This is a genomic window from Streptosporangium sp. NBC_01469, assembly GCF_036227305.1.
GTDB lineage: Bacteria > Actinomycetota > Actinomycetes > Streptosporangiales > Streptosporangiaceae > Streptosporangium.
Map to the genome: position 1 here is coordinate 835,871 of NZ_CP109465.1, position 21,089 is coordinate 856,959.

15 protein-coding genes are annotated in these 21,089 nt (G+C 72.6%); 7 read left to right on the top strand and 8 right to left on the bottom strand.

Annotated elements, in window-relative coordinates; all coding sequences use genetic code 11:
- Positions 1 to 7 precede the first annotated feature (7 nt).
- Positions 8 to 1,477, bottom strand: coding sequence for an NCS2 family permease (locus OG587_RS03830; protein ID WP_329086893.1), 1,470 nt, complete (start codon positions 1,475 to 1,477; stop codon positions 8 to 10).
- A gap of 141 nt (positions 1,478 to 1,618) precedes the next feature.
- Here OG587_RS03830 and OG587_RS03835 point away from each other — a divergent pair, with 141 nt between their 5' ends.
- Positions 1,619 to 1,879 (top strand): DUF2530 domain-containing protein, encoded by a 261-nt coding sequence (locus OG587_RS03835; protein ID WP_329086895.1) that lies wholly within the window; start codon positions 1,619 to 1,621, stop codon positions 1,877 to 1,879.
- Between the two features lie 338 nt (positions 1,880 to 2,217).
- Here the strand turns inward: OG587_RS03835 and OG587_RS03840 are convergent, their stop codons facing one another.
- The 3 genes from OG587_RS03840 to OG587_RS03850 form a co-directional block, all read right to left on the bottom strand.
- Positions 2,218 to 3,186, bottom strand: a complete 969-nt coding sequence (locus OG587_RS03840; protein ID WP_329093720.1) for an ArsR/SmtB family transcription factor — start codon at positions 3,184 to 3,186, stop codon at positions 2,218 to 2,220.
- A gap of 56 nt (positions 3,187 to 3,242) precedes the next feature.
- On the bottom strand, positions 3,243 to 6,506 hold the full coding sequence (locus OG587_RS03845; protein WP_329086898.1) for a sacsin N-terminal ATP-binding-like domain-containing protein: 3,264 nt from the start codon (positions 6,504 to 6,506) through the stop codon (positions 3,243 to 3,245).
- 168 nt (positions 6,507 to 6,674) lie between these two features.
- A complete protein-coding gene (locus OG587_RS03850) occupies positions 6,675 to 7,490 on the bottom strand; it encodes a DUF3027 domain-containing protein (RefSeq protein ID WP_329086900.1) in 816 nt (271 codons plus the stop codon).
- A 181-nt stretch (positions 7,491 to 7,671) separates the two neighbouring features.
- Here OG587_RS03850 and OG587_RS03855 point away from each other — a divergent pair, with 181 nt between their 5' ends.
- Positions 7,672 to 9,306: an MFS transporter gene (locus tag OG587_RS03855; protein WP_329086902.1), complete on the top strand. Its 1,635-nt coding sequence runs from the start codon at positions 7,672 to 7,674 to the stop codon at positions 9,304 to 9,306.
- A gap of 113 nt (positions 9,307 to 9,419) precedes the next feature.
- Here OG587_RS03855 and OG587_RS03860 read toward each other — a convergent pair whose 3' ends face one another.
- Both OG587_RS03860 and OG587_RS03865 read right to left on the bottom strand, forming a co-directional pair.
- Complete coding sequence (locus OG587_RS03860) at positions 9,420 to 9,818, bottom strand: cold-shock protein (RefSeq protein ID WP_329086904.1); 399 nt, start codon at positions 9,816 to 9,818, stop codon at positions 9,420 to 9,422.
- A 90-nt stretch (positions 9,819 to 9,908) separates the two neighbouring features.
- Positions 9,909 to 10,538 carry an HAD family hydrolase gene (locus OG587_RS03865; protein WP_329086905.1) on the bottom strand — a complete coding sequence of 210 codons (630 nt, stop codon included), beginning with the start codon at positions 10,536 to 10,538 and terminating at the stop codon, positions 9,909 to 9,911.
- A 291-nt stretch (positions 10,539 to 10,829) separates the two neighbouring features.
- Between OG587_RS03865 and OG587_RS03870 the strand changes: the two genes are divergently transcribed.
- Complete coding sequence (locus tag OG587_RS03870) at positions 10,830 to 11,453, top strand: TetR/AcrR family transcriptional regulator (RefSeq protein WP_329086907.1); 624 nt, start codon at positions 10,830 to 10,832, stop codon at positions 11,451 to 11,453.
- A 74-nt stretch (positions 11,454 to 11,527) separates the two neighbouring features.
- On the opposite strand, the gene OG587_RS03875 is transcribed toward OG587_RS03870, so the two are convergent.
- Positions 11,528 to 13,066, bottom strand: a complete 1,539-nt coding sequence (locus tag OG587_RS03875; RefSeq protein WP_329086909.1) for a hypothetical protein — start codon at positions 13,064 to 13,066, stop codon at positions 11,528 to 11,530.
- Between the two features lie 145 nt (positions 13,067 to 13,211).
- Here OG587_RS03875 and OG587_RS03880 point away from each other — a divergent pair, with 145 nt between their 5' ends.
- The 3 genes from OG587_RS03880 (at position 13,212) to OG587_RS03890 (ending at position 18,383) form a co-directional block, all read left to right on the top strand.
- Positions 13,212 to 15,626 carry a helicase C-terminal domain-containing protein gene (locus tag OG587_RS03880; protein ID WP_329086911.1) on the top strand — a complete coding sequence of 805 codons (2,415 nt, stop codon included), beginning with the start codon at positions 13,212 to 13,214 and terminating at the stop codon, positions 15,624 to 15,626.
- Between the two features lie 305 nt (positions 15,627 to 15,931).
- On the top strand, positions 15,932 to 16,504 hold the full coding sequence (locus OG587_RS03885) for a hypothetical protein (RefSeq protein WP_329086912.1): 573 nt from the start codon (positions 15,932 to 15,934) through the stop codon (positions 16,502 to 16,504).
- Between the two features lie 232 nt (positions 16,505 to 16,736).
- Complete coding sequence (locus OG587_RS03890) at positions 16,737 to 18,383, top strand: DNA repair helicase XPB (RefSeq protein WP_329086915.1); 1,647 nt, start codon at positions 16,737 to 16,739, stop codon at positions 18,381 to 18,383.
- A 188-nt stretch (positions 18,384 to 18,571) separates the two neighbouring features.
- On the opposite strand, the gene OG587_RS03895 is transcribed toward OG587_RS03890, so the two are convergent.
- Entirely contained in the window at positions 18,572 to 18,880 is a 309-nt protein-coding gene (locus OG587_RS03895; RefSeq protein ID WP_329086917.1) for a hypothetical protein, read from the bottom strand.
- Positions 18,881 to 19,017: 137 nt separating this feature from the next.
- Between OG587_RS03895 and OG587_RS03900 the strand changes: the two genes are divergently transcribed.
- The gene (locus OG587_RS03900) at positions 19,018 to 21,039 is read left to right on the top strand and encodes a HelD family protein (RefSeq protein ID WP_329086919.1); all 2,022 of its coding nucleotides are present in this window, start codon (positions 19,018 to 19,020) and stop codon (positions 21,037 to 21,039) included.
- Positions 21,040 to 21,089 lie beyond the last annotated feature (50 nt).

Sequence of the window (21,089 nt, forward strand, 5' to 3'; positions counted from 1 at the left end):
CTGGTTCTCAGCCGAGGTTGAGCAGCGCCTTGATCGGGCCGAGCGCGAAGTAGATCACGAACAGCCCCGCGACCGTCCACATCAGCGGGTGAACCTCACGGGCCCTACCCTTCACCAGCTTGATCAGCACGTACGTCACGAACCCACTACCTATTCCGGTAGCTATTGAGTACGTGAACGGCATCAGGACGATCGTGAGGAACGCCGGGATGGAGATCTCGTAGTCGGTGAAGTCGATCTCGCGGATGGCGGTCATCATCAGGAAGCCGACCACGACCAGGGCGGGGGCGGCGGCCTCGTAGGGGACGACGGCGACGAGCGGCGAGACGAAGATGGCCAGCAGGAACAGCACACCGGTGACGACGCTGGCGAGGCCGGTGCGGGCACCCTCGCCGACACCCGCGGCCGACTCGATGTAGGTCGTGTTGGAGGAGACGGAGGCCGCGCCTCCGGCCGCCGCGCCGATCGAGTCGACGAGGAGGATCTCGCGGGTCCTGGGCAGGGTGCCGTCCTCCTTGATCAGCCCGGCCTGCCCGCCGACGCCCACGATCGTGCCCATGGTGTCGAAGAAGTCGGTGATCAGCAGGGTGAAAATGAGGAGCAGGGCCAGGATGACCGAGACGGAGCCGAAGGCGCCGAGCGGGTCGAACTCCCTGAACAGCACCAGCGGATTCTCGAAGCCGAAGATCCGCTCGGGCACCTCCGGGACGACGAGCTGGAAGCCCCCGGGGTTGGGATCCTGACCGGGCACCGTCGCGGCACCGACCTTGGTGACGGCCTGAACGATGATCGCGAAGATGGTGGTGACGACGATGCCGATCAGGATGGCGCCCTTGGTCTGGCGCGCCACCAGAAGCACGGTCAGCAGCAGGCCGACCACGAAGACGAGGATCGGCCAGCTGGCCAGCGAGCCCGCGATGCCGAGTTCCAGCGGCGGCCCGGCCGCCACCCGGCGGACGAAGCCGGCGTCCACGAAACCGATCAGGGCGATGAACAGGCCGATGCCGACGCTGATCGCCGTCTTCAGCTGGGGTGGGATGGCGTTGAACACGGCGGTACGGAACCCGGTCAGCACCAGGAGCGCGATGATCAAGCCCTCCAGGAACACCAGGCCCATCGCCGACTCCCAGGACATCTGCGAGGCGATGCCGTAGGTGACGAAGGCGTTCAGGCCGAGGCCCGCGGCCATCGCGAAGGGAACCTTGCCGATGACGCCCATCAGGATGCTGAGCAGTCCGGCCACGAGGGCGGTGCCGGCCGCGACGAGCGGGATGTTGGGCGTGCTCCCGTCGCCGATGAACTGGCCTTCCGCGTCCTTGACGGTGGCAATGATCAAGGGGTTGAGCACGACGATGTAGGCCATCGTGAAGAACGTGGCGAACCCGCCGCGCACCTCCCGGCCCATGGACGAGCCGCGATCGGAGATGGCGAAGAAACGGTCAATTCTGCTTATTCTGGGAGTTTTAACATCGTTCACTCACGCAGAGTGACAGCGGGTCAACCTTCTCGGAAGACCCAGCTGCCGATGGTGATGCTTTCGAGATGGATTCGCGCCTTGACGTAATCCGACGTAACCCGTTTTGCGAGCAGTGAGACGCCGTCGCCTAGTCTGGAGCACGTGAACCAGCCACGACGTCCGGATCTGCAGCCGTTGAGGACCAACGACACGCTCACGATCCTCACGGGTACGGGTCTGTGGGCCATCGCCCTGGTCGTCCTCCTGGTCGCGCGGCCGGAGCCCGAGTACCGCTGGTGGATCTGGACCTGCGTGTCGGGCATCTGCGGCGGCCTCTTCGGCCTCTGGTACGTGCGCCGCCGCAACCGCCGCACACCGCCCTCGCCCGAGGGGCCGGTCGAGCCGACCACCTCGATCCTGTGACTGCCGCGCCCGGCGGACCTCCGGGCGGAATCCTCACCGAGGGTGATCTTCCCCTCGCGTGTCCGTACCGGTGGAGCCACCCTTTCGGGCTGGGCTGAAAGGCGTCGACACCGGCGAACACCCCGCCTCACCATGGTGGAAGCCGCTCTCGGCGGTGGTTCGCCCCCTACGGAGGCGGGGGTGGATGCGGGGCGGACCTGGCGGGCGCCGAAGTGGACGGCCTCTCCCGGCGACGGGGCGGGGGAGGCACTTCGAGCCAGGATCGCGGGAAGTGGGCCGGAGGGCGGGTGGGACCGCTGTTCGAAAAACCCGAGGAAGCACGGGATCCGCGGGGCGCCTCAGCCGGCGGTGTCACCGTGCAGCATCGCCGAGCCCAGCGGGGTCAGCACGTGCAGCACGGAACCGCCCATGCGGGTGGTCGAGATGAGTCCGGCGTTACGCAGCACGGTGGCGTGCTGGCTGGCGGAGGCCAGGGAGACGCCGACCTTCTCCGCCACGGCGGTGGTGGTGGCCGGGGCACGCAGAACGGCCAGGATCTCCGCCCGGGTGCGCCCGACCAGCGGGCCGAGGGCGTCGGCCGCGCCGACCGGTGCGTCTCCCCGATGCATCGGGTACACCAGCACCGCGGACTGGCCCGGCCGGTCCATCAGCGCGCAGCTCCGCGCGAAATACGAGGGGAACAGCAGCAGCCCGTGCCCGCACAGCTCGACGTCGTGGTCTCCGGACATCGGCAGGTGCAGGACGGGCGGCCGCCACTGCCAGCGGGTGCCGAGCGTGGTGAGCAGCGCGTCGACCCCGCCGCGCAGCAGGGTCTCGGCGCGCAGCGCCCGGTCGACGGTGGCGGCGGCCCGCATCCGCGGCCACAGCGGTTCCAGCGAGGAGTCGAAATAACGGTGCAGGTCGCTCGCGAGCCTGCGCCGCGCCTCCGCGGCCCCCGCGGAGAGCTCCCGGCGCCAGCGGTCGACGCCCGGGGACGAGGGCGGGGGAAGCGGGGCCAGGTCGGCCGCCAGTTGCGAGGCGGGCGTCCGCACGGCCAGCTCGACACCCGTGGCGAGGTCCGCCGCGTCCGGCTGGAACAGGAAGTCGGGGAGGAACGCCGCCGCGCCGGCCAGGTCGGAAAGCACCCCGGCCCGGTCGGCCAGGCCGCTGTTCATCCTCCGCCGCCACTCCCGCACGTCCGGCTGCGGAGGGGTGTCGTAGCGTTTGGCGTGCAGGCCGTAAACGCTCAGCAACGATTCCAGCAACGCGTTCGGAACCGGGGCGAACGAGATCTGACGAAGATCGGCGGGAGTGAAGTGCAGGCGCATCACCCGACCGATTCTCGCCCAGCGCGCGAGGGAACGCGCGCCGGGACGATCATCGTCTAGGTCGAGGCGGTCCAGCTGTCCAGGTCGGCCTCGGCGAGCAGCAGCGGCACCGCCGCCGGATCGCGCAGCAGCGCCGCCACCGCGAGCCGGTCGCCCCACTGGCCGGACGCCCAGGCGAGCCCGCGCGCGAGCCCCTCCACCCCCGAGGCGTGCACCGTGCCCTCGAAGAACCGCCAGGCGGCGGGGACACCGTCCACCAGCAGCCTCTCGTGCTCCACGTAGCTCCGGGGCGCGGTCGGCAGCAGCGACCGTACGGCGGGCGGGACGTCGCGCGTCTCGCCCGAGGACGTCACCTCACCCGCGGCCTCCTCACCGGCCAGCGGCAGGTCGAGCAGCTCCGACAGCACCTCGGCCAGGTCGAACGGGGCCAGAATCAGCGGCCGGCCCGCGACGAGCGGCAGCAGGTCCGGCGCCTCGACCACGACCGGCTCACCCGCGCCCTCCGCCTCGTCTCCCCCCTCGGGGTCGGTGCCGGTGGACAGCGTGCGGCCGTCCCCGGCGTCGACGACGACGATCGCGTCACCGAGGACGGCGCGTACGGCGCGCGGGGGCCCGACGCGGGCGGGATCGACACCGGCGAGGGCCACCCACAGGGAGCGGAGCTGGGCGCGGTCGACCTCCACGGAGGGGTCGCCCAGCAGGTCGAGCAGCTCGTCGGGACCGCCGTGGGAGGCGAGCAGGTCGACCAGCGTGCTCCGGACCCCGATCATCGCCAGCGCGGCCTCGTCGACGACGGCCGGGGCGTCGCCGTACAGGCCGAACAGCAGCGGGTCGCCCGCCGGGAGCCGCAGCTCCGTGGGGCGCCTGCCCGCGAGCACCGGGTGCCTGGAGAGCCACCAGGCGGTGTAGGACGGCACCTCCACGACCTCCCCCGCCACCAGGATCCGCAGTGGGTGCAGGACCGAGCGGAGCGGCGGGCGCGACAGCAGGGCGAGGGCGGCGGGCCAGTCGGCGACGTACTCCAGATCGCGGACGGCGGAGAACTCCCGGGCGACCGGCGGTACGTCCACCTCGGGCAGCAGGTCGAGGACGGTCTCCAGCCACTCGTCCTCGCGGTCCAGGTCGTGGTCGCACTCGTCCGGATCGATCATGGCGTCGGAGTCGTTGACCACGGCGAAGCCGTCGAGCACCCCCGCCGCGGCGAGCACCCGGGGGCCGTACCGCTCCACCAGTTCGGGCGCGGCCGTGCCGAAGTGCGTCTCGCTGTCGAGCAGCCCGGCCAGCGCCCCGTCGGCGAGGAGCAGCTCGCCCGCCGGGTACAGCTCGCCGTCGGCGCCGCGCAGCGCCAGCTCGGACAGCCAGGGGGCGTCGCCGGCGGTCAGCCCCGCGGCGTCGACCAGCGCGAGCACCGCCTGGGCCACCGGTTCCGAGTCGGGGCTGTCCAGCGACTCCGAGACGGCGGAGCGGGTCAGCGGGTCCTCCAGGACGGTGCGGGGCGTGGCCTCGCCCGCGCCGAGCCTGAGCAGGAGGGGATGGGCCGCGTCCGGGTGCACCACGCGCAGCCCGAGCGGGGCGAGGACGGCCGGGTCCAGCGCGGAGCCGTCGGTCAGCAGCAGCGTGCCGCGCGGCCCCCTGACCAGGCGGCCGTCGGCCAGCGGCACCGGCAGCGCGCCGAGGGCCTCGGGGTCGTCGGCGGGCAGCACCTCGTACAGCGACCGCCACCAGGCCGGGTCCCTGTCCTTGACGGCGTCGCCGGAGAGCATGTCCACGATGTCGGAGAGCTGCACCCGGCTGACGCCGAGCGCGGTGATCGCCGGATGCCGGGACGGCCACCCCGCGGGCAGCAGCCCGGGGATCATGGGGGCGACCCTCTCCAGCAGCTCGGCCGGGGCCGCGACCACGGAGGCCTGCCGCCCGGAGACGATCAACTCCCCACCGCCGGAGAGCGGGGCCGGGGAGCCGGGACCGGCTCCGGCGGGGCCGTCGGCGGGGTCGGGGAGCAGGAGCGAGGCACCGGAACCGCCCGGCCTGCCCGACGAGGCCGGGTCGGCGGGCGGGGAGAGCGCGGGGAGCAGCGGGGCGTCGGGGAGCCTGCGCAGGATCGCCCGGCGGATGCGGGCGTCCAGCTCGCCCTTGCCCATCATGCCGGGGACGAGGTCGAGGAGCCGGGGGGTGCGGGGCAGCCCGGCGAGCAGCTCCAGATAGGTGTCGGCGGCACGCTCGACCAGGAAGTCGGCGAGCGGGCCCGGCGCGACGTGCCGCCGGTCGGTGGCCATCGGGAACGAGGCGATCAGCAGCGCGGGCAGGTCCAGCGGCTCGTCGCTCGGCGTGGGGGCGTGCACCACGGGCGGTACGAGGGCGGGCAGCGGCCGGGGCTCCCCGGCCTGCGCCGCCTCCCGCGAACCGGCCGGAGCCCCGCCCAGGCCCCCGCTCGCGGAACCGGCGGCGGACGCTGGAGCGGTGCCGGACGCAGGAGCGGTGCCGGACGCGGGAGCGGAAGCGGTGACGGGTACGGCCCAGCGGACCAGCCAGTGCGGCCGAGAGCGCTCCTCGGTCGGGCGGTCGGCGAAGAGCTCGGCCACCTGCTCGGGGGTGAACCGCCCGGAGTCCGAGACGACCTTCCAGCCCTCGGAGGTGACGGTCCGCGTCTCGCCGTCCACGTCGACCTCGATCGACTCCAGGGCGGGCAGGCCGAGCAGCAGGGCGGGACTGGTCTCCCTCAGCATCGCCCGTACGGCCTCCTCGGCCGCCTCGTCACGGAGCGGCAGCCGCACGAGCGTGTCGAACCCGGCGGGGATCTCGACCGGGCCCGCGGGGAAGGGCAGGCGCAGCAGCGGGACGTGCCCGCCGCGCTCGGCCAGCTCCTTGGCCAGCTCGGGCTCCGCGGCCACCAGGGCGGCGGTCTGGTCGCGGGACCAGCGGACGACCCCGGAGCCGAGCGAGCCGATCACCGGCTCGTCACAGACCGAAACCACGGCCGCGAACCCGACGCCGAACCGACCGGCCGCGTGGGCGTCGTCACGCTTGGCGGAGACGCGCAGCGTGGACAGCCCCTCGATCCCGGCCCTGTCGACGGGGGCGCCGGTGTTGGCGGCCGACAGCACGCCCTCGCGCAACGAGAGGCGGAGCCGGCCGGGCACCCCGGCGCGGAGCGCGGCGTCGGCGGCGTTCTGGGCGAGCTCGACGATCAGCCGGTCGCGGTAGCCGCCGAGCGCGAAGTCCTCCTCCGCGTTGGCGTCCTCGCGGAAACGGGCGGGCGAGGCCGTCCAGGCGGCCAGGACGGCGGAGCGCAGTCGTTCGGTGCCGAAGGTGTCAGTCAAGGCGATGCTTCCAAAGGTCGAAGCCCCGCGCGACCGGGCGTCCGGGCCGGAACGGCCAGGACGCCACGGGAGCGGCGCCCGGCCACGACGGCCTGGTGTGCCGCTGGGACGGCGGCGGGGCGGGATGGACCCGGTGCCCCGGGTTGGGAGCGGCCCGGCGGCGCCGGGTCAGGAGTGACCGAGCGGCTCGGAGGCGGTGTCGTCCACCGATCCGGCCAGGTCCGGTTCCAAGGCGTTCTCGGCGGTGTCGTAGGAGAGATCGTCGAGGATCGGCGAGGTCGGCTCGACCTGGTGCGGCAGCACGGCGGCCTCGGAGTGCGCGCCGCAGCCGTGGTCGGCGGCGACGACCCGCCCGTCGTCGGGGGCGTACTCGTTCGCGCAGACCCCGAAGCCGGTGCGCAGCGCGCCCGCGAGCGGCCAGTAGAAGCCGCAGGTGGAGCACTGGGCGGGCGCGGCGTGCGCGAGCGGGGTGTGCGGCCCCGACTCACCGGAGTGCCAGCGCCGCACGGCACGGTCGCGGCCGATCGGAGAGAGGACCCGGGCCCGGCCGAGGCCGTACTCGAAGATCATCTGGTGGTCGGAGTCGTCGTCGGTCTCGGTGAAACCGGGCGCGAGCCTGTCGTCGTCGTCGGAGGTGGGCAGCAGGTCGCCCACGCCGAGGTCGCCCGGGCGGAGCCGCTCGCTCCACGGCACCCACTGCGGCGGCATCAGGGCCCCCGCGCCGGGCAGGAGCACGACCTCGCTCACCGTCACGTTGCGCGCCCGGGAGGCCCGGGCGACCGTGACGGCCCAGCGCCAGCCCCGGTAGGCGCGATCGAGACAGGCGAAGTAATGGGTGACGACGCGGTCGCCCTCGCCCTCGACCCCGAGGTGTTCGCCCACCTCTCCCGGCCTGACGTTCTCCTCGACCGCGGCTCTGGCCAGGTCGACGGCCGCGACGCATGCCTGGTCAAGGACCACGGCACGGGATCGAGTCCGGCTCACGAGTCGTCTCCCGTCAGCCTCGCAGCACGACGGCTGCTGTCCCTACTGGCTCGCTCGCTCACTGCGCTCACAGTTCATTCTCGCCCATGACCGGAGCGAACGGCACCGTGGACATCCAATCACCCGGGGAGTGACCTGGCGCACCGGACAACTCACCCGCCCTTCGGGTATGACTGGATACGTGGCAGCTGGGTGGGAACGGGCGCGGAAGACGGTGGGCGATGCCTCCCGGCGGGTCGGCAGGTCCGCCGCCGCCGCGGGGCGGACCGCCGCGCGCGCGGGCCGTGGGACGGCGAAGGCGGGCAGAGGCGCGGGCCGGGCGACGGCGCGGGCGGGCCGGGGCGCGGTCAGCGGCACCCAGCGGGCGGGCAGGGCCGCGCGACGGCTGACCCACGCGCAGGGCGCGGGCCGCACCGGGCTTGGCCAGCTGATCGAGCTGACCGCCGCGCACAGCGCGGGCGACGCCCTGGTCACCGCGGCCCTCGCCGGGACGCTCTTCAAGCTCCCGGTGAACGAGGCACGCGGCCAGGTCGCGCTCTACCTGCTGATCACGATGATCCCGTTCGTGGTGGTCGCGCCGTTCGTCGGCCCGGTCCTCGACCGGTTCCGCTCCGGGCGGCGTTTCGTGATGGCCGGGACCCTCTTCGGGCGCGGGCTGCTCTGCTTCGCGATGGCGGCGGCGATCGTCCCCGGCGACGTGTTCACGATCTTCCCGGCGGCGCTGGCCGTGCTGGTGCTGTCGAAGGCCTACAACGTCTCCCGCGCGGCGATCATGCCGAGCGTGCTGCCCGCCGACATCGCGCTGGTCACGGCGAACGCGCGGGTCGCCCTGTTCGCGCTGGTCACGGCGGGCGTCGCGGTGCCGATCGGCGCGGGCGCCAGCGCCTGGCTGGGCGCCGAGTGGGTGCTGCGCGGGGCGACGGTGCTCTTCCTGCTCCAGGGCGTGCTGGCCGTACGGCTCCCGCGCCACGTCGACTCCCCCGATCTGGAGGAGCTCGACGACGAGGGCGAGGAACGGCCGCCCCGCTGGCGCACGATGCTGAACGTGGGCCCGGTGGTGGCCGAGGCGATGCACGCCAACGTGGCCATCCGCCTCTACTCCGGGTTTCTGCTCTTCTACCTGCTCTTCCTGGTCCAGGACAAGAACCTGCCCGGCCTGCCGCCGATGGTCGCCATCGGCGTGCTGGCGGTGGCCGCCGGGGTCGGGGGGCTGGCGGGCACGGCCGTGGCCTCGTGGGTGCGCAACCACTCCCCGCAGGTCATCGTGCTGAGCACGCTCGCCCTGACGACCGCGATCACGATACTGGCGGCCGTCGTCTTCCAGCTGTGGAGCGCGGTGGCGGTCGCGCTGGTGGCCGCGTTCGCCCAGGGACTGGGCAAGCTCGCGCTGGACGCGATCGTGCAGCGGGAGATCGGCGAGGAGGTGCGCTCGTCCACGTTCGGGGTGGTGGAGGCCTTCCTGCAGATCGCGTGGGTGCTGGGCGGCCTCGTCGGGCTCTGGCTCTCGCTGTTCGCGGACGGCACGGCGGGGCTGGCCGTGATGGCCGCGGTGCTGGCGGGCTCGCTCGGCTGGCTGCTGGTACGCCGCCGCAGGCGGGTCCGGGAGGTGGACGCCAGGGTCGAGGCCGCCAGGGGCCCGCGCCCCTCCCCGTCCGGACCGCACCCCGCGACGAACGGGGAGCGGCCCTCGCGGGACGGGACGCCGCCGGAGGACCGGGCCGGGCCGCGGCCCGCCGGGACGACCACCGCGGTCGTGCACCACGGGGATCCCCCGACGGAGAAGCGGACCAGACCGCTCACCAACCCCCACGGCTGAACCGCGCGGGCGTTCGATCTCCGAGCGTTCGATCTCCGAGCGTTCGAGGAGAACCCCGGTTCGGGTGACCGGGCCGATCGGCGGGCGGCCGGCCGCCGGTCGACCGGCGGGGGTCAGTCGTCCAGATCGTCGGCGACGGCCCGGAGCACGGCAGCGATCTTCTTCGCGTGCACGGCCTCGGGCTGCTTGCCCTTCTGGTACGACGTGGAGACCGTGTCCAGGAGCTTGATCAGGTCCTCCACGATGACGACCATCTCGTCGGGCTTCTTGCGCTTGCCCTTGGGCTTGGCGGTCTTGGCGAGCGTGGGGGGCTGGTCGATCACTCGGACCGAGAGCGCCTGCTGGCCGCGGCGCCCCTCGGCCACGCCGAATTCGACCTTCTGGCCCGGCTTGAGGGAATCCACGCCGGAAGGCAGCGCGGAAGAATGCACGAAGACCTCACCGCCGTCGTCGCGGGTGAGGAAGCCGAATCCCTTGTCGGCGTCGTACCACTTGACCTTGCCACTCGGCACAGGGGTGACCTCGTTCAGACTGTCGTGAAAAGGAATGGATGTAGGTTATGCCCCGCGGGCGCTGAGGGCGACCGTGTATTGGGAGCCGAATTACCCGAGAGCGGCGAGGGTTCGCCAACCGCCGAACCATTCGGCGAACTCGGTCAGATCACCCAGGATCACATCGGCTCCGTGATCACGCAGTTCTCCCGCCGGATAGACACCTGTCGCCACCGCCACGCTGACGACTCCCCCCGCTCGCGCCGCGTCGATGTCCGCGACATGATCTCCAACATAGGCGGCGGCGCCGAAAGCCGCGAGGGCCGGACCCTTGGCCGCCCCGAAGACCGACCCGGCGACCTCGTCCACGTCCAGGCCGAGGAACTCGACCGTGCTCGCCGCGTCGCGGGCGTTCTTCCCCGTCACCACGGCGACCCTGCCCCCCGCCCGCCGTACGGCCTCGACGGCCTCGCGCGCGCCGGGCATGAGGGTGGTGACCGGGACGGCGATCGACGGGTACAGCTCCCGGTAGACGTCGGCGGCCGCGGGGACCTCCTCGGCGGGCATCCAGTTGGCCAGCTCCCACTCCAGCGGCGGCCCCAGCCTGGCCACCACGGCGACACTGTCGATGAAGACGCCGATACGCAGCGCCACCTCCTCGTAAACGGCGGCGATGCCCGCGCGCGTGTCGGCGAGCGTCAGATCGAGGTCGAATCCCACGGAGTTCATCAGGTCACTCACCGCTCCTTGTCGGCTCCGCGAAGAGGATTCTCCGAGAAGCCCTCAAAGAATGCCAAATCCCCCTAAACATGGCTAATCACAAGCGTTGTGTGTGAGACCCCCCACTACTGAAGCCTTCGCGAAAAGATTTACTTATCCGGAAGATGAGCCGGCACCTCCCCGCCGGTTCTCCAGGCGGCGGGTCTTCGGCCCGGGACGGGGCCGGACGTGGGCGGGCCGGGACAGGCGCGATGCGGTGCGATCCGGCGCGGAGGGCACTGGATAAGGTCACGGAGGAGGTATCGGCAGAGAATGACCAGATCGACGCGCGAGCGGATCATCGACGAGGCCCTGCGCCTGTTCGCCGAACGGGGCTACGCGGCGACCTCGGTGGCCGAGATCGAGGCCGCCTCCGGGCTGTCGCCGGGCGCCGGTGGCCTCTACCGGCACTTCAAGTCCAAGTACGAGGTGCTGGCCGCGGCGATGAACGAGCACGCCACCAGGACGCGAACACAGATCGCCGGGACCCTGACCGAGCTCAGCGTCGTCGACACCTCGACCGGCGTCGAGGAGCGGCTGGCCCACCTGTGCAGGTCGGGGCTGGCCAAGGTCCGCGAGGAGAGGGAGCTGACGCGCGTCTTCTTCCGCGACCTGAGCCAGTTCCCCGAGCTGGTCGCGACCGTGCGCGAAGGTCTGCTGCAGCCCATGTTCGACGCGATCACCACGTGGTTCCGCGCCCAGCCCGAGTACGCCGGGACCGCCGCCGACTGGCCCGCCATCGGTGCCGTGCTCGGCGGCGCGGTGATCCAGTACCAGCTGTTCGAGGAGACCGTGGGCGAGCCTCCCGGCCGGGTGGAGCGCGACCGCTTCGTCGCCTCCTGGGTACGCCTCGCCCTCGGCCTGCTGCCCCGCCCCGCGGTCCAGGCCGTCGGCTGACGGACCCGGCGGCCGGCGAGCCACCGGGTGGGCCACCCCGGGCGAGACCGGAGGCCGTAAGGATCCCAACGTCGTCACCCGGGCCGGCGGACTCCCCTTCCCACGGGGATCGGAGGGTTGAGCAACCGGTAGGCCAGCCAGAAGACGGCCCACGCCGTACCCAGCAGGAACATGAGCCCGCTGATGGTGAAGAACTCGTCCACCACCGTGCCGAGGTCGTTCCTGGCCCGTACGAGGGCGACCAGGCCGCCGCCGAGGGTGTAGCTCACGATCGGAGCGGCCAGCCCCAGCGCCTTGTCGGAGGTGTGCCAGTTCTCGCAGGCGATCACGACGAGCACCGCGACGGCCCAGACCAGCACCGGGATCCTGAAGATCGCGATCGGGGCGAGCGGGAAGGGGACCAGCAGACCGGCCAGGGCGAGCAGGGCCAGGCCGACCATCTCGCGCCGGTGGCTCAGCAGGACCGTCCGGGCGTCCTGGGTGCCGGGGACGACGTCCTCCCTCGACCGGGCCGGACGTCGCCGACGCAGCCAGTCGGGCCGGTCGCGCGCCCGCTTCCTGGCCAGCCGCTCCTCGGCCTCCCGCATGCCCCTGGCCGCCCCGGGTGGAAGCCCCGGACGGGCCTCCGGGCCTCCCGGCCTTTCGCCGGGCACCTCCGGGCGATCCTCCTCAGGCTGCTCCTGTGACTCCCGCGGCCTGTCCGGTGCCTCCCGCTGTGCCACCGGCGGCGGCAGAGGGTCCTGTACGGGTGGGATCTCCTCGGTCGGCGGGTCGCTCTCCACCGCGTCCTCCCACTCGTCCGCGGCGTCTTCCCCGCTCACCGGGCGGCTATCGCCTGAGATGTCAGGACGGTCCCGCTCGGGGTGCTCCGGCTGAGGGTGATCCGCCGCAGGGGGGTCCTGCTCTGGGCGATCCTGCCGGGGTTCACCGGCATCGGGATGAGCTCCCGCCGAGGCGTACGGATGCCCCCGCACGGGCCGGCGGGGAGGCGGCGAGACGGGATTGCCGGGGACGGGCTCCTTCGAGGTGGGAGCGGGGTCTTGGGAAACGACACCCTCTGAGGCGGGAGCGGGGTCCTCGGGAACGGCACCCTCCGGGGCGGGAGCGGGGTTCTCGGGGCCTGGACCCTCCGGGGTGGGGGCGGCGAGAGGCACCGCGGCCACGGGAGGGGCGGCAGGGGTGACGCCCGAGGCGCGGGCGACGCCACCGGGAGTCCCGCTGGGATCCTCCTCCCGGGGCCTGGGAACCGCACCGGAGCCTTCACTCCCGCCCCGGGAGCCCCACAGACCTCGCAGGCCCCGCAACCCCTGAGAGATCCCCTCGGAGGCCCGCGGCTCGGGGCGCCCCGGTGGAATCTCCGCGGAGGGGGAGGGGGAGGGCGCATCCCTGCCCAGGCGGCGCAGCTCGCGGTGGACCAGCACGGCGGGGTCGCCGAACCGGGCCAGGACCCTCGCCACGGCGGCCGGGTCGTCCGTCCCCGCGCGCTCGGCGTCGATCCGCCTGCGCAGCACCGCCACGAAGTCGATCCGCTGCCTCGGCTGCAGCACACCGTGGGCCGCGTCGGCCGCCTTGCTGACGTAGTCCAGGACGAGCTGGTCCGCACGCTCGATCACACTGGCCATCCTCTCTCGACATCGCCTCGCTCGTGAGCTTCTTCCCCCATTCACCGCCCCTCACATGATCGATCGACCCTCTTCGCGCGATCACGGAATTCCCCCAGGCCGCGCGATGTCGGTCAAGCCTCCTACCATTGGCGGAATGAGCACGGAGTTCACCGAGTGGCTGCGCGGCCGGAGCGATGACCGGTTGCGGGCTCTCGTCTCTGTACGACCCGAGCTCATCACCCCCGTGCCCGCGCACCTGGAGGGGCTCGCCGGGCGGGCGAGCAGCCCGTCGGCGGTGGGCAGGGCACTCGACCGGCTCGACCGGTTCACGCTCGCGGTCGTGGAGACACTGGCCGTGCTTCCCGGCCCGGTCGCTTACAGGTCACTGCGCGCCCAGATGGCCCGAGCCCTTCCGGGGACGGCCGATCCGGGGTTCCAGAGCGCTCTCAAGGAGACTGTCGAGCGGCTGCGCACCATGGCCCTGATTTACGGGCCCGACCGCGCCCTGGCTCCGGCGCCCGGGGTGCGGGAGGTGCTCGACGCTCCCGCCGGGCTCGGCCCGCCCGCCGTGGAGGCGTTCAGGCACCACCCCGCCGAGCGGCTGGCCGAGCTGGTCCAGGACGTCGCGGGCGAGGGCGGCGAGATCGAGGGCGCCACCAAGGAGACACTCGCCGCGCTGCTCGGCGACGGGGAAATCGTCGGACGGCTGATCGAGGAGGTCTCGCCGCAGGCGCGGTCCGCGCTCAACGAGCTGGTCTGGGGCCCGGCCAGCGGCCGGGTGCCCAACGCCCGCCGCGAGGTGCGGGCCGCCACCGCCCAGTCGCCGATCGAGCAGCTCCTCTCCCGGGCCCTGCTCGCCGCCACCGGCGAGGAGACCGTGGTGCTGCCCCGCGAGGTCGCCCTGTTCCTGCGCGGCGGCCGCGTTCACCGGGACCTGTCCCCCTTCCCTCCCGCGACCGAGGGCGCCGAACGCGACCGAGGGCTCGCCGAGCGCACCGCGGCCGGGCAGGCGTTCACGTTCACCCGCGCGGTGGAGGAGCTGTGCGAGCGCTGGAGCGCCGACCCGCCCGGCGTGCTCCGCAGCGGCGGCCTGGCCGTGCGCGACCTCAAGCGGACCGCCGGCCTGCTCGACCTGCCCGAGTGGGTGACGGGGCTGATCATCGAGGTGTCGTACGCGGCGGGGCTGGTCGCGGCGAGCGGCACGGTCGACGGCGACTGGATGCCCACCCCCGTCTACGACGGCTGGCGGGTGAAGGCCACGGAGGACCGCTGGGTGATGCTGGCCACGGCCTGGCTCACCATGGACCGGGTGCCGGGGGTCATCGGCGAGCGCGACGAGCGCGACCGGCTGCTCAACGCCCTCCATCCCGACCTGCGCCGACCGGCCGCCGCCGAGGTCCGCGCCACGACCCTGGGCATGCTCGCCTCGACGCCGGGGGTGGCGCCCACCCTCGACGCGGTACGCGCGCGCCTGGCCTGGGAGCAGCCCCGCCGTCGCGGAGGCCACCGCGACCAGCTGGTGGAGTTCACCTTGCGCGAGGCCGAGCAGATCGGCGTCACCGGGCTCGGGGCGCTCGCGGGCCACGGCCGCGCCCTGCTCGCCGACTCCCCCGGCGGCTCCGGCGCCCCGGCCGGTTCCGGTGGCGGCCGTCCGCTGTCCGCCGCCCACCTGCTGCTCCCGCTCCTGCCCGAGCCGCTCGACCACGTGCTCCTCCAGGCCGACCTGACCGCGGTCGCCCCCGGGCCGCTCACCGGCGACCTGAGGCGGTGGCTCGCGGTGGCGGCCGAGGTGGAGTCGACCGGCGGCGCGACGGTCTACCGCTTCGACGAGCGCTCGATCCGGCGGGCCCTGGACGCCGGGCAGGGCGCCGACGAGCTGCTGGCCATGCTGGAGCGCCACTCGACCACACCCGTGCCGCAGCCGCTCAGCTACCTGGTCACCGACGTGGCCAGGCGCCACGGCCGGATGCGCGTCGGCACGGCGAGCGCGTACGTGCGCTGCGACGACTCCTCCCTGCTCGACGAGGTGATGGCCGACAAGCGGGCGATCCCGCTGCGGCTGCGGCGGCTCGCCCCCACGGTGATCGCCTCCAAGTCCTCCCGGCCGGCGCTGGTCGACTCGCTGCGCGCGATGGGCTACGCGCCGGCGGCCGAGTCGCTCGACGGTGACGTGATCATCGCCCAGCTCGACGTCCGCCGGACCGAGGCCACGTCGGCGGGCCGTTCCCCGGTCACGTTCAGCGGTCACGAGGCCGACGTGGTCGCGGCCGCGGTGCGCGCGGTGCGCGCGGGGGACGCCGCGCACCAGGCCCGCCGCGCCCCGGTGGCCGCCCCCGGCGGCCAGGTGCCGCGCTCCCCCGCCACCGCCACGATCACCGCCCTGCGTGAGGCCATCCGGCAGGGGTCACAGGTCTGGATCGGCTACCTCGACTCCCAGGGCAACGCCACCAGCCGGATCCTCGAACCCGCCCGGATGGAGGGCGGTTATCTCACCGCCTACGACGAGACGCGGGCGGCGGTGCACCGCTTCGCCCTGCACCGCATCACCGGCATAGCCGACATCGTCTGAGATGCCTCCTGCCGGTCCCATGGAGATCGGGAAGGCTCGTCCCCGACCCCGGTGTGCCGGAGAAGGCCACGAGGTAGTCTCGGTTCCGGGACGGGCCCGCCGCGAGCTCGGCCGGCGGTCCGGGGTCCGGCGACGGCGCGTCGCCCGCCGCCTCGCTCGCCGGGGCGCGAGGGTCCTTCTCCGGGTCTCCTCCGGGTTCCAGCCGCCGGGACGCGACCGAGTCCATTCGCCTGTGGCGCGCGGCTCACGGCCCATATCGTGATATCAGTTGACGTTCTGAGCTCCATAGAAGCGAGAGATCCCCAGTGAGCAGCGGTCACTCCGAAGGCCCCAGCACCAACCCGGACGACTGGAAGAGCCCCTACACCACGGGGCCGGGCCAGACCCCGGGTCACGACCGGCAGCCGTACGGCTACGAGCAGACCCAGCAGAGTCACCAGCCCGGATACACCCAGCCCGACTACGGCCAGGCCCCGGGCTACGGCCAGACCCCCGGCTACGCCGACCAGGGATACGGGCAGGGATACGGCGAGCAGCCCTACGGGCAGGGCTACGGACAGGGGTACGGGCAGGGGTACGGGCAGGGACAGGGCCACGGGGCCCCGCCGCCTCGCAACGTCGAGGGTGTCAGGACGCACGCGATCGTCGCCCTGGTCATCAGCCTCGTGCTCGCGCTGAGCTGCTTCGTGAGTCTCGGCGGCCTCGTCGGCACCATCCTGTCGGGTCTCGCGCTGGGCAGGGTCGACACCGACCCGCAAGGCGCGAGGAACCTGCTCAGGTGGACCTGGATCAGCATCGCCGTCAACTTCGTGCTGCTCGTCCTGGGCGTGACCTTCTTCATCGTCGCCGGCCTCAACGGCGCCTTCGGTTCCGGCTGACCATACCGGGGACCGCCTGCCGGATTGTGCGCGCGAGCGACGGGCAGGCGATGACCGGACATCCGGCGGACGGGCGGAGGGACGCATGAGATCCGGAGGGCCGGGCGGGACTGCCCTGACGTTTCCGCCTGTTGCACACAGGGAGCGCGGGACGCGGGACGATCCGGCGGGCGTCCACGAGTGCGACCATGAGCTGATCTGCCGTAACCTGCGGTAACCAAGGGAGAAGTCTGTGACTGACGGACCATTGATCGTCCAATCGGACAAAACCCTGCTCCTTGAGGTCGATCACGAGCGGGCCGGGGAGTGCCGCAAGGCGATCGCCCCGTTCGCGGAGCTGGAGCGTGCCCCCGAGCACGTGCACACCTACCGGATCACCCCCCTGGCGCTGTGGAACGCGCGGGCGGCCGGGCACGACGCCGAGCAGGTGATCGACGCGCTGATCGCCCACAGCCGCTACCCCGTGCCGCACGCGCTGCTGGTCGACGTCGCCGAGACGATGTCGCGCTACGGCAGGCTCCGCCTGGAGAAGCACCCCGTCCACGGCCTCGCCCTGACCAGCACCGACAAGGCCGTGCTGGAAGAGGTCCTGCGCGCCAAGAAGATCCAGCCGCTGCTGGGCGAGCGCCTGGGCGACGACGGCGTGGCGGTGCACCCGAGCGAGCGCGGCAACATCAAGCAGCACCTGCTCAAGCTGGGCTGGCCCGCCGAGGACCTGGCCGGATACGTCGACGGCGAGCACCACCCGATCGCGCTCACCGAGGACGGCTGGGAGCTGCGCACCTACCAGCGGGAGGCCGCCGAGGCGTTCTGGCACGGCGGCTCCGGCGTGGTCGTGCTCCCCTGCGGGGCGGGCAAGACGATCGTGGGCGCGGCGGCGATGGCGCAGGCCAAGGCGACGACGCTGATCCTGGTGACCAACACGGTCTCCGCACACCAGTGGAAGCAGGAGCTGCTCAAGCGGACCTCGCTGACCGAGGACGAGATCGGCGAGTACACCGGCACGAAGAAGGAGATCCGGCCCGTCACCATCGCCACGTACCAGGTGATGACGACCCGCAGGCAGGGCGTCTACCGGCACCTGGAGCTGTTCGACGCCCGCGACTGGGGCCTGGTCGTCTACGACGAGGTGCACCTGCTGCCCGCGCCGATCTTCCGGATGACCGCCGACCTGCAGGCCAGGCGGCGGGTAGGCCTGACCGCGACGCTCGTGCGCGAGGACGGCAGGGAGGGCGACGTGTTCTCCCTGATCGGCCCCAAGCGGTACGACGCGCCGTGGAAGGAGATGGAGAACCAGGGCTGGATCGCCCCGGCCGACTGCGTCGAGGTACGGGTGACGCTGACCGACGAGGAGCGGCTGGCCTACGCGATGGCCGAGTCCGAGGAGCGCTACCGGTTCTGCGCGACCACGCCGTCCAAGACACGGGTGACCGAGGCGCTGGTCCGGCGGCACCTGGACGAGCAGGTGCTGGTCATCGGGCAGTACATCGACCAGCTCGACGAGCTCGGCGAGCACCTGAACGCACCGGTGATCAAGGGAGAGACGAAGATCAAGGAGCGGGAGCGGCTCTTCCAGGCGTTCCGCGACAAGGAGATCCAGGTCCTGGTCGTCTCCAAGGTCGCCAACTTCTCCATCGACCTGCCGGAGGCGGCGGTGGCCATCCAGGTGTCGGGCACCTTCGGGTCCCGGCAGGAGGAGGCGCAGCGGCTGGGCCGGGTGCTGCGGCCGAAGGCGGACGGGGGCGGGGCACGGTTCTACTCGGTGGTCAGCCGTGACACCGTGGACCAGGATTTCGCCGCCCACCGGCAGCGCTTCCTGGCCGAGCAGGGGTACGCGTATCAGATCATCGACGCGGACGACGTGCTCGCCGGAGAATGACCCCACATGGCGAACACGTCGTCAATTTGTGTCAGGTCCACGAAATCCCGCGGGCTTTCGACAAACAAACCACCCCCTCGCTAGGCCTAGAGGCCACTGGCGACATACCCCCATGATCTGTGGGAGTCACCATGTTCGCCTCGCTTTTTCGCCATTTCGACGGAGAATTACGGAGGGTGTCAGGGTGATTACCGAACGATCAGGCCGCCGGCGAAGAGAATGCCCTCCGCGATCACCCAGGCGGCCACCCCGGCGGACAGCAGAACGGTAAAACGATTTTTGTCGCCGCGCGTCACCGGCGTCAGCAGAGCGGCCACCGTACAGCAGGCCGCGACGGCCGCGAACAGGGACGACAACCGGACTACCCCGTCCAGCCTGTCCGCGCAGCCGAAATCGGAGCAGAAGGCCTCGAACCCCCAGCCCGCGAACACCGAAAGCCCCCAGAGCGCGGCCAGCAGAAGATTGGCGACGACCGGGATGACCGGAGAGATCCGCACGATCGTTGGGATACCCGCGACCGCCGCGTCCCACTCCGCCGTTAATCCTTTTGAGGCGCGGGAGGAGCACCGCTAGGCTGGTCGATTCGCTGCCCGACGACCACCACCTCCGTTTATCGAATGGGAGGCGCTTCAGCGTGCCCGCACATCAATTGGCCCCTGACATAACCGACGACCCCGCCCGGATCCTCGCCGCCGAGCGCGAGCACCTGGCCACCTCCAGGGCGGCGCTCCGCGCGATGCGCGAGCACGCCCGCTCCCTCTCCTCCGACGCCGCCGGGGACTGGGTCTCCCAGCAGATCCTGCAGGCGCTGCTGGACCAGCGCGTCGAGGCGCTCGCCGACCACTCCGGCACCCCCCTGTTCTTCGGCCGCCTCGACCGCCAGGCGGGAGACGACCTTCCCGGTACGGTCTACGTCGGGCGCAGGCACGTCCACGACGACAGCAGCCGCCCCCTGGTCATCGACTGGCGGGCCCCGGTCTCGCGGGCCTTCTACCAGGCCAGCCCGTCCGACCCGATGCGCGTCGCCCTGCGCCGCAGGTTCGGCTACCGGGGCGGTGACCTCACCGCCTACGAGGACGAGCGCCTCGACCAGGGCGGCGCCGCCCTCGCCCAGAGCAGGATCCTGACCGAGGAGATCGAGCGACCGCGCTCGGGACCGATGCGCGACATCGTCGCGACGATCCAGCCCGACCAGGACGAGATCGTCCGCTCGGACCTGGGGCGGACGGTGTGCGTCCAGGGCGCCCCCGGCACCGGGAAGACCGCCGTCGGCCTGCACCGGGCCGCCTACCTGCTCTTCACCCACCGCGAGCGGCTCGCCAGGTCGGGCGTGATGATCGTCGGCCCGAACCGGGCGTTCCTCTCCTACATCTCCTCCGTGCTCCCCGCCCTGGGCGAGGTCAAGGTCGACCAGACCACGGCGGCCGGGATCCTCGGCGACCACTCCACCCCGGAGGACCCCGCCGTCAGCACCGTCAAGGGTGACGCGAGGATCGTCCCCGTGCTCGGGCGAGCCCTGTGGATGCACGTCGTCAAGCCCACCGAGGGCGTGCTGTTCACCAAGGGGATCAACCGCTACCGGGTGGCCGACCACGAGGTCCGCGAGATCGTCGCCGCGCTGCGCGGCACCACCCGCTACGGCCCGGGGCGCGCCACGCTCGCCCAGCGCCTCGCCCACCTGGTGCTCGTCCGGATGGAGCAGCGCGGCGAGTCGCCCGACGACCGGGTGCAGGACGCGGTGGCCAGGTCCAAGCCGGTCAGGCAGCTGGTGGACCTGGTCTGGCCCAAGCTCACCCCGCAGCAGGTGCTTCATCGGCTGTTCAGCGACCCCGCCTTCCTCGCCGCCGCCGCCAAGGACGACCTCACGGCCGAGGAGCAGTCGCTGCTGCTGTGGGCGAAGCCCGCCAAGTCCTTCCGCTCGGCCAAGTGGTCGGCGGCCGACGGCGCGCTGATGGACGAGCTGGCCGACATGATCGAGCGGACCGTCCCGCTGGGCCACCTGGTCGTGGACGAGGCCCAGGACCTGTCGGCCATGCAGCTGCGGGCCCTGGGGCGGCGCTGCCGCACCGGCTCGGCCACCGTGCTGGGCGACCTCGCGCAGGGCACCACGCCCTGGTCCGCCCGCTCCTGGACGGAGGTCCTGACCCATCTCGGCTTCGAGGACGGTGCGGTCACCGAGCTGACCCTCGGCTTCCGCGTGCCCCGCGAGGTCCTCGACTACGCGGCCAGGCTGCTGCCCTTCGTCGCCCCGGACCTGGCCGCCCCCCGGTCGCTGCGACCCGGCGCGGGCTCCCTGTCGGTGCGCCCGGCGCCCGACCTGGCCGCGTCGCTGGCCCGCGCCGCCGATGAGGCGCTCGCCCGCGAGGGGTCGATCGGCGTCATCGTCCCCGACGCCTCGGTGGGTGCCGTGTCCGAGGCCCTGTCCCACCTGGAGCACCGGGTGCTGGGCCCCGACACGGTCGACGACCACCGCCTCCTGGTCATCCCGGCGTCCCTGGCCAAGGGCCTGGAGTACGACCACGTGATCGTGGCCGAACCCGCCGACATCGTCGACGCGGAACCCCGGGGCCTGGCCCGCCTCTACGTGGTCCTGACCCGCGCGGTCACCTCCCTGACCGTCCTGCACTCCAGGCCGCTCCCCGCACAGCTCGGCTGACCTCGGGGCCGCGTACGGGCCACCGCGCCGGGCGACGGAGGACGGAAAGA

Bases quoted from the DNA above. Each gene is read 5' to 3' on its own strand.
- OG587_RS03840 (WP_329093720.1), bottom strand. From the start codon at position 3,186: ATGCGCCTGCACTTCACTCCCGCCGATCTTCGTCAGATCTCGTTCGCC.
- OG587_RS03870 (WP_329086907.1), top strand. From the start codon at position 10,830: ATGACCAGATCGACGCGCGAGCGGATCATCGACGAGGCCCTGCGCCTG.
- OG587_RS03880 (WP_329086911.1), top strand. From the start codon at position 13,212: ATGAGCACGGAGTTCACCGAGTGGCTGCGCGGCCGGAGCGATGACCGG.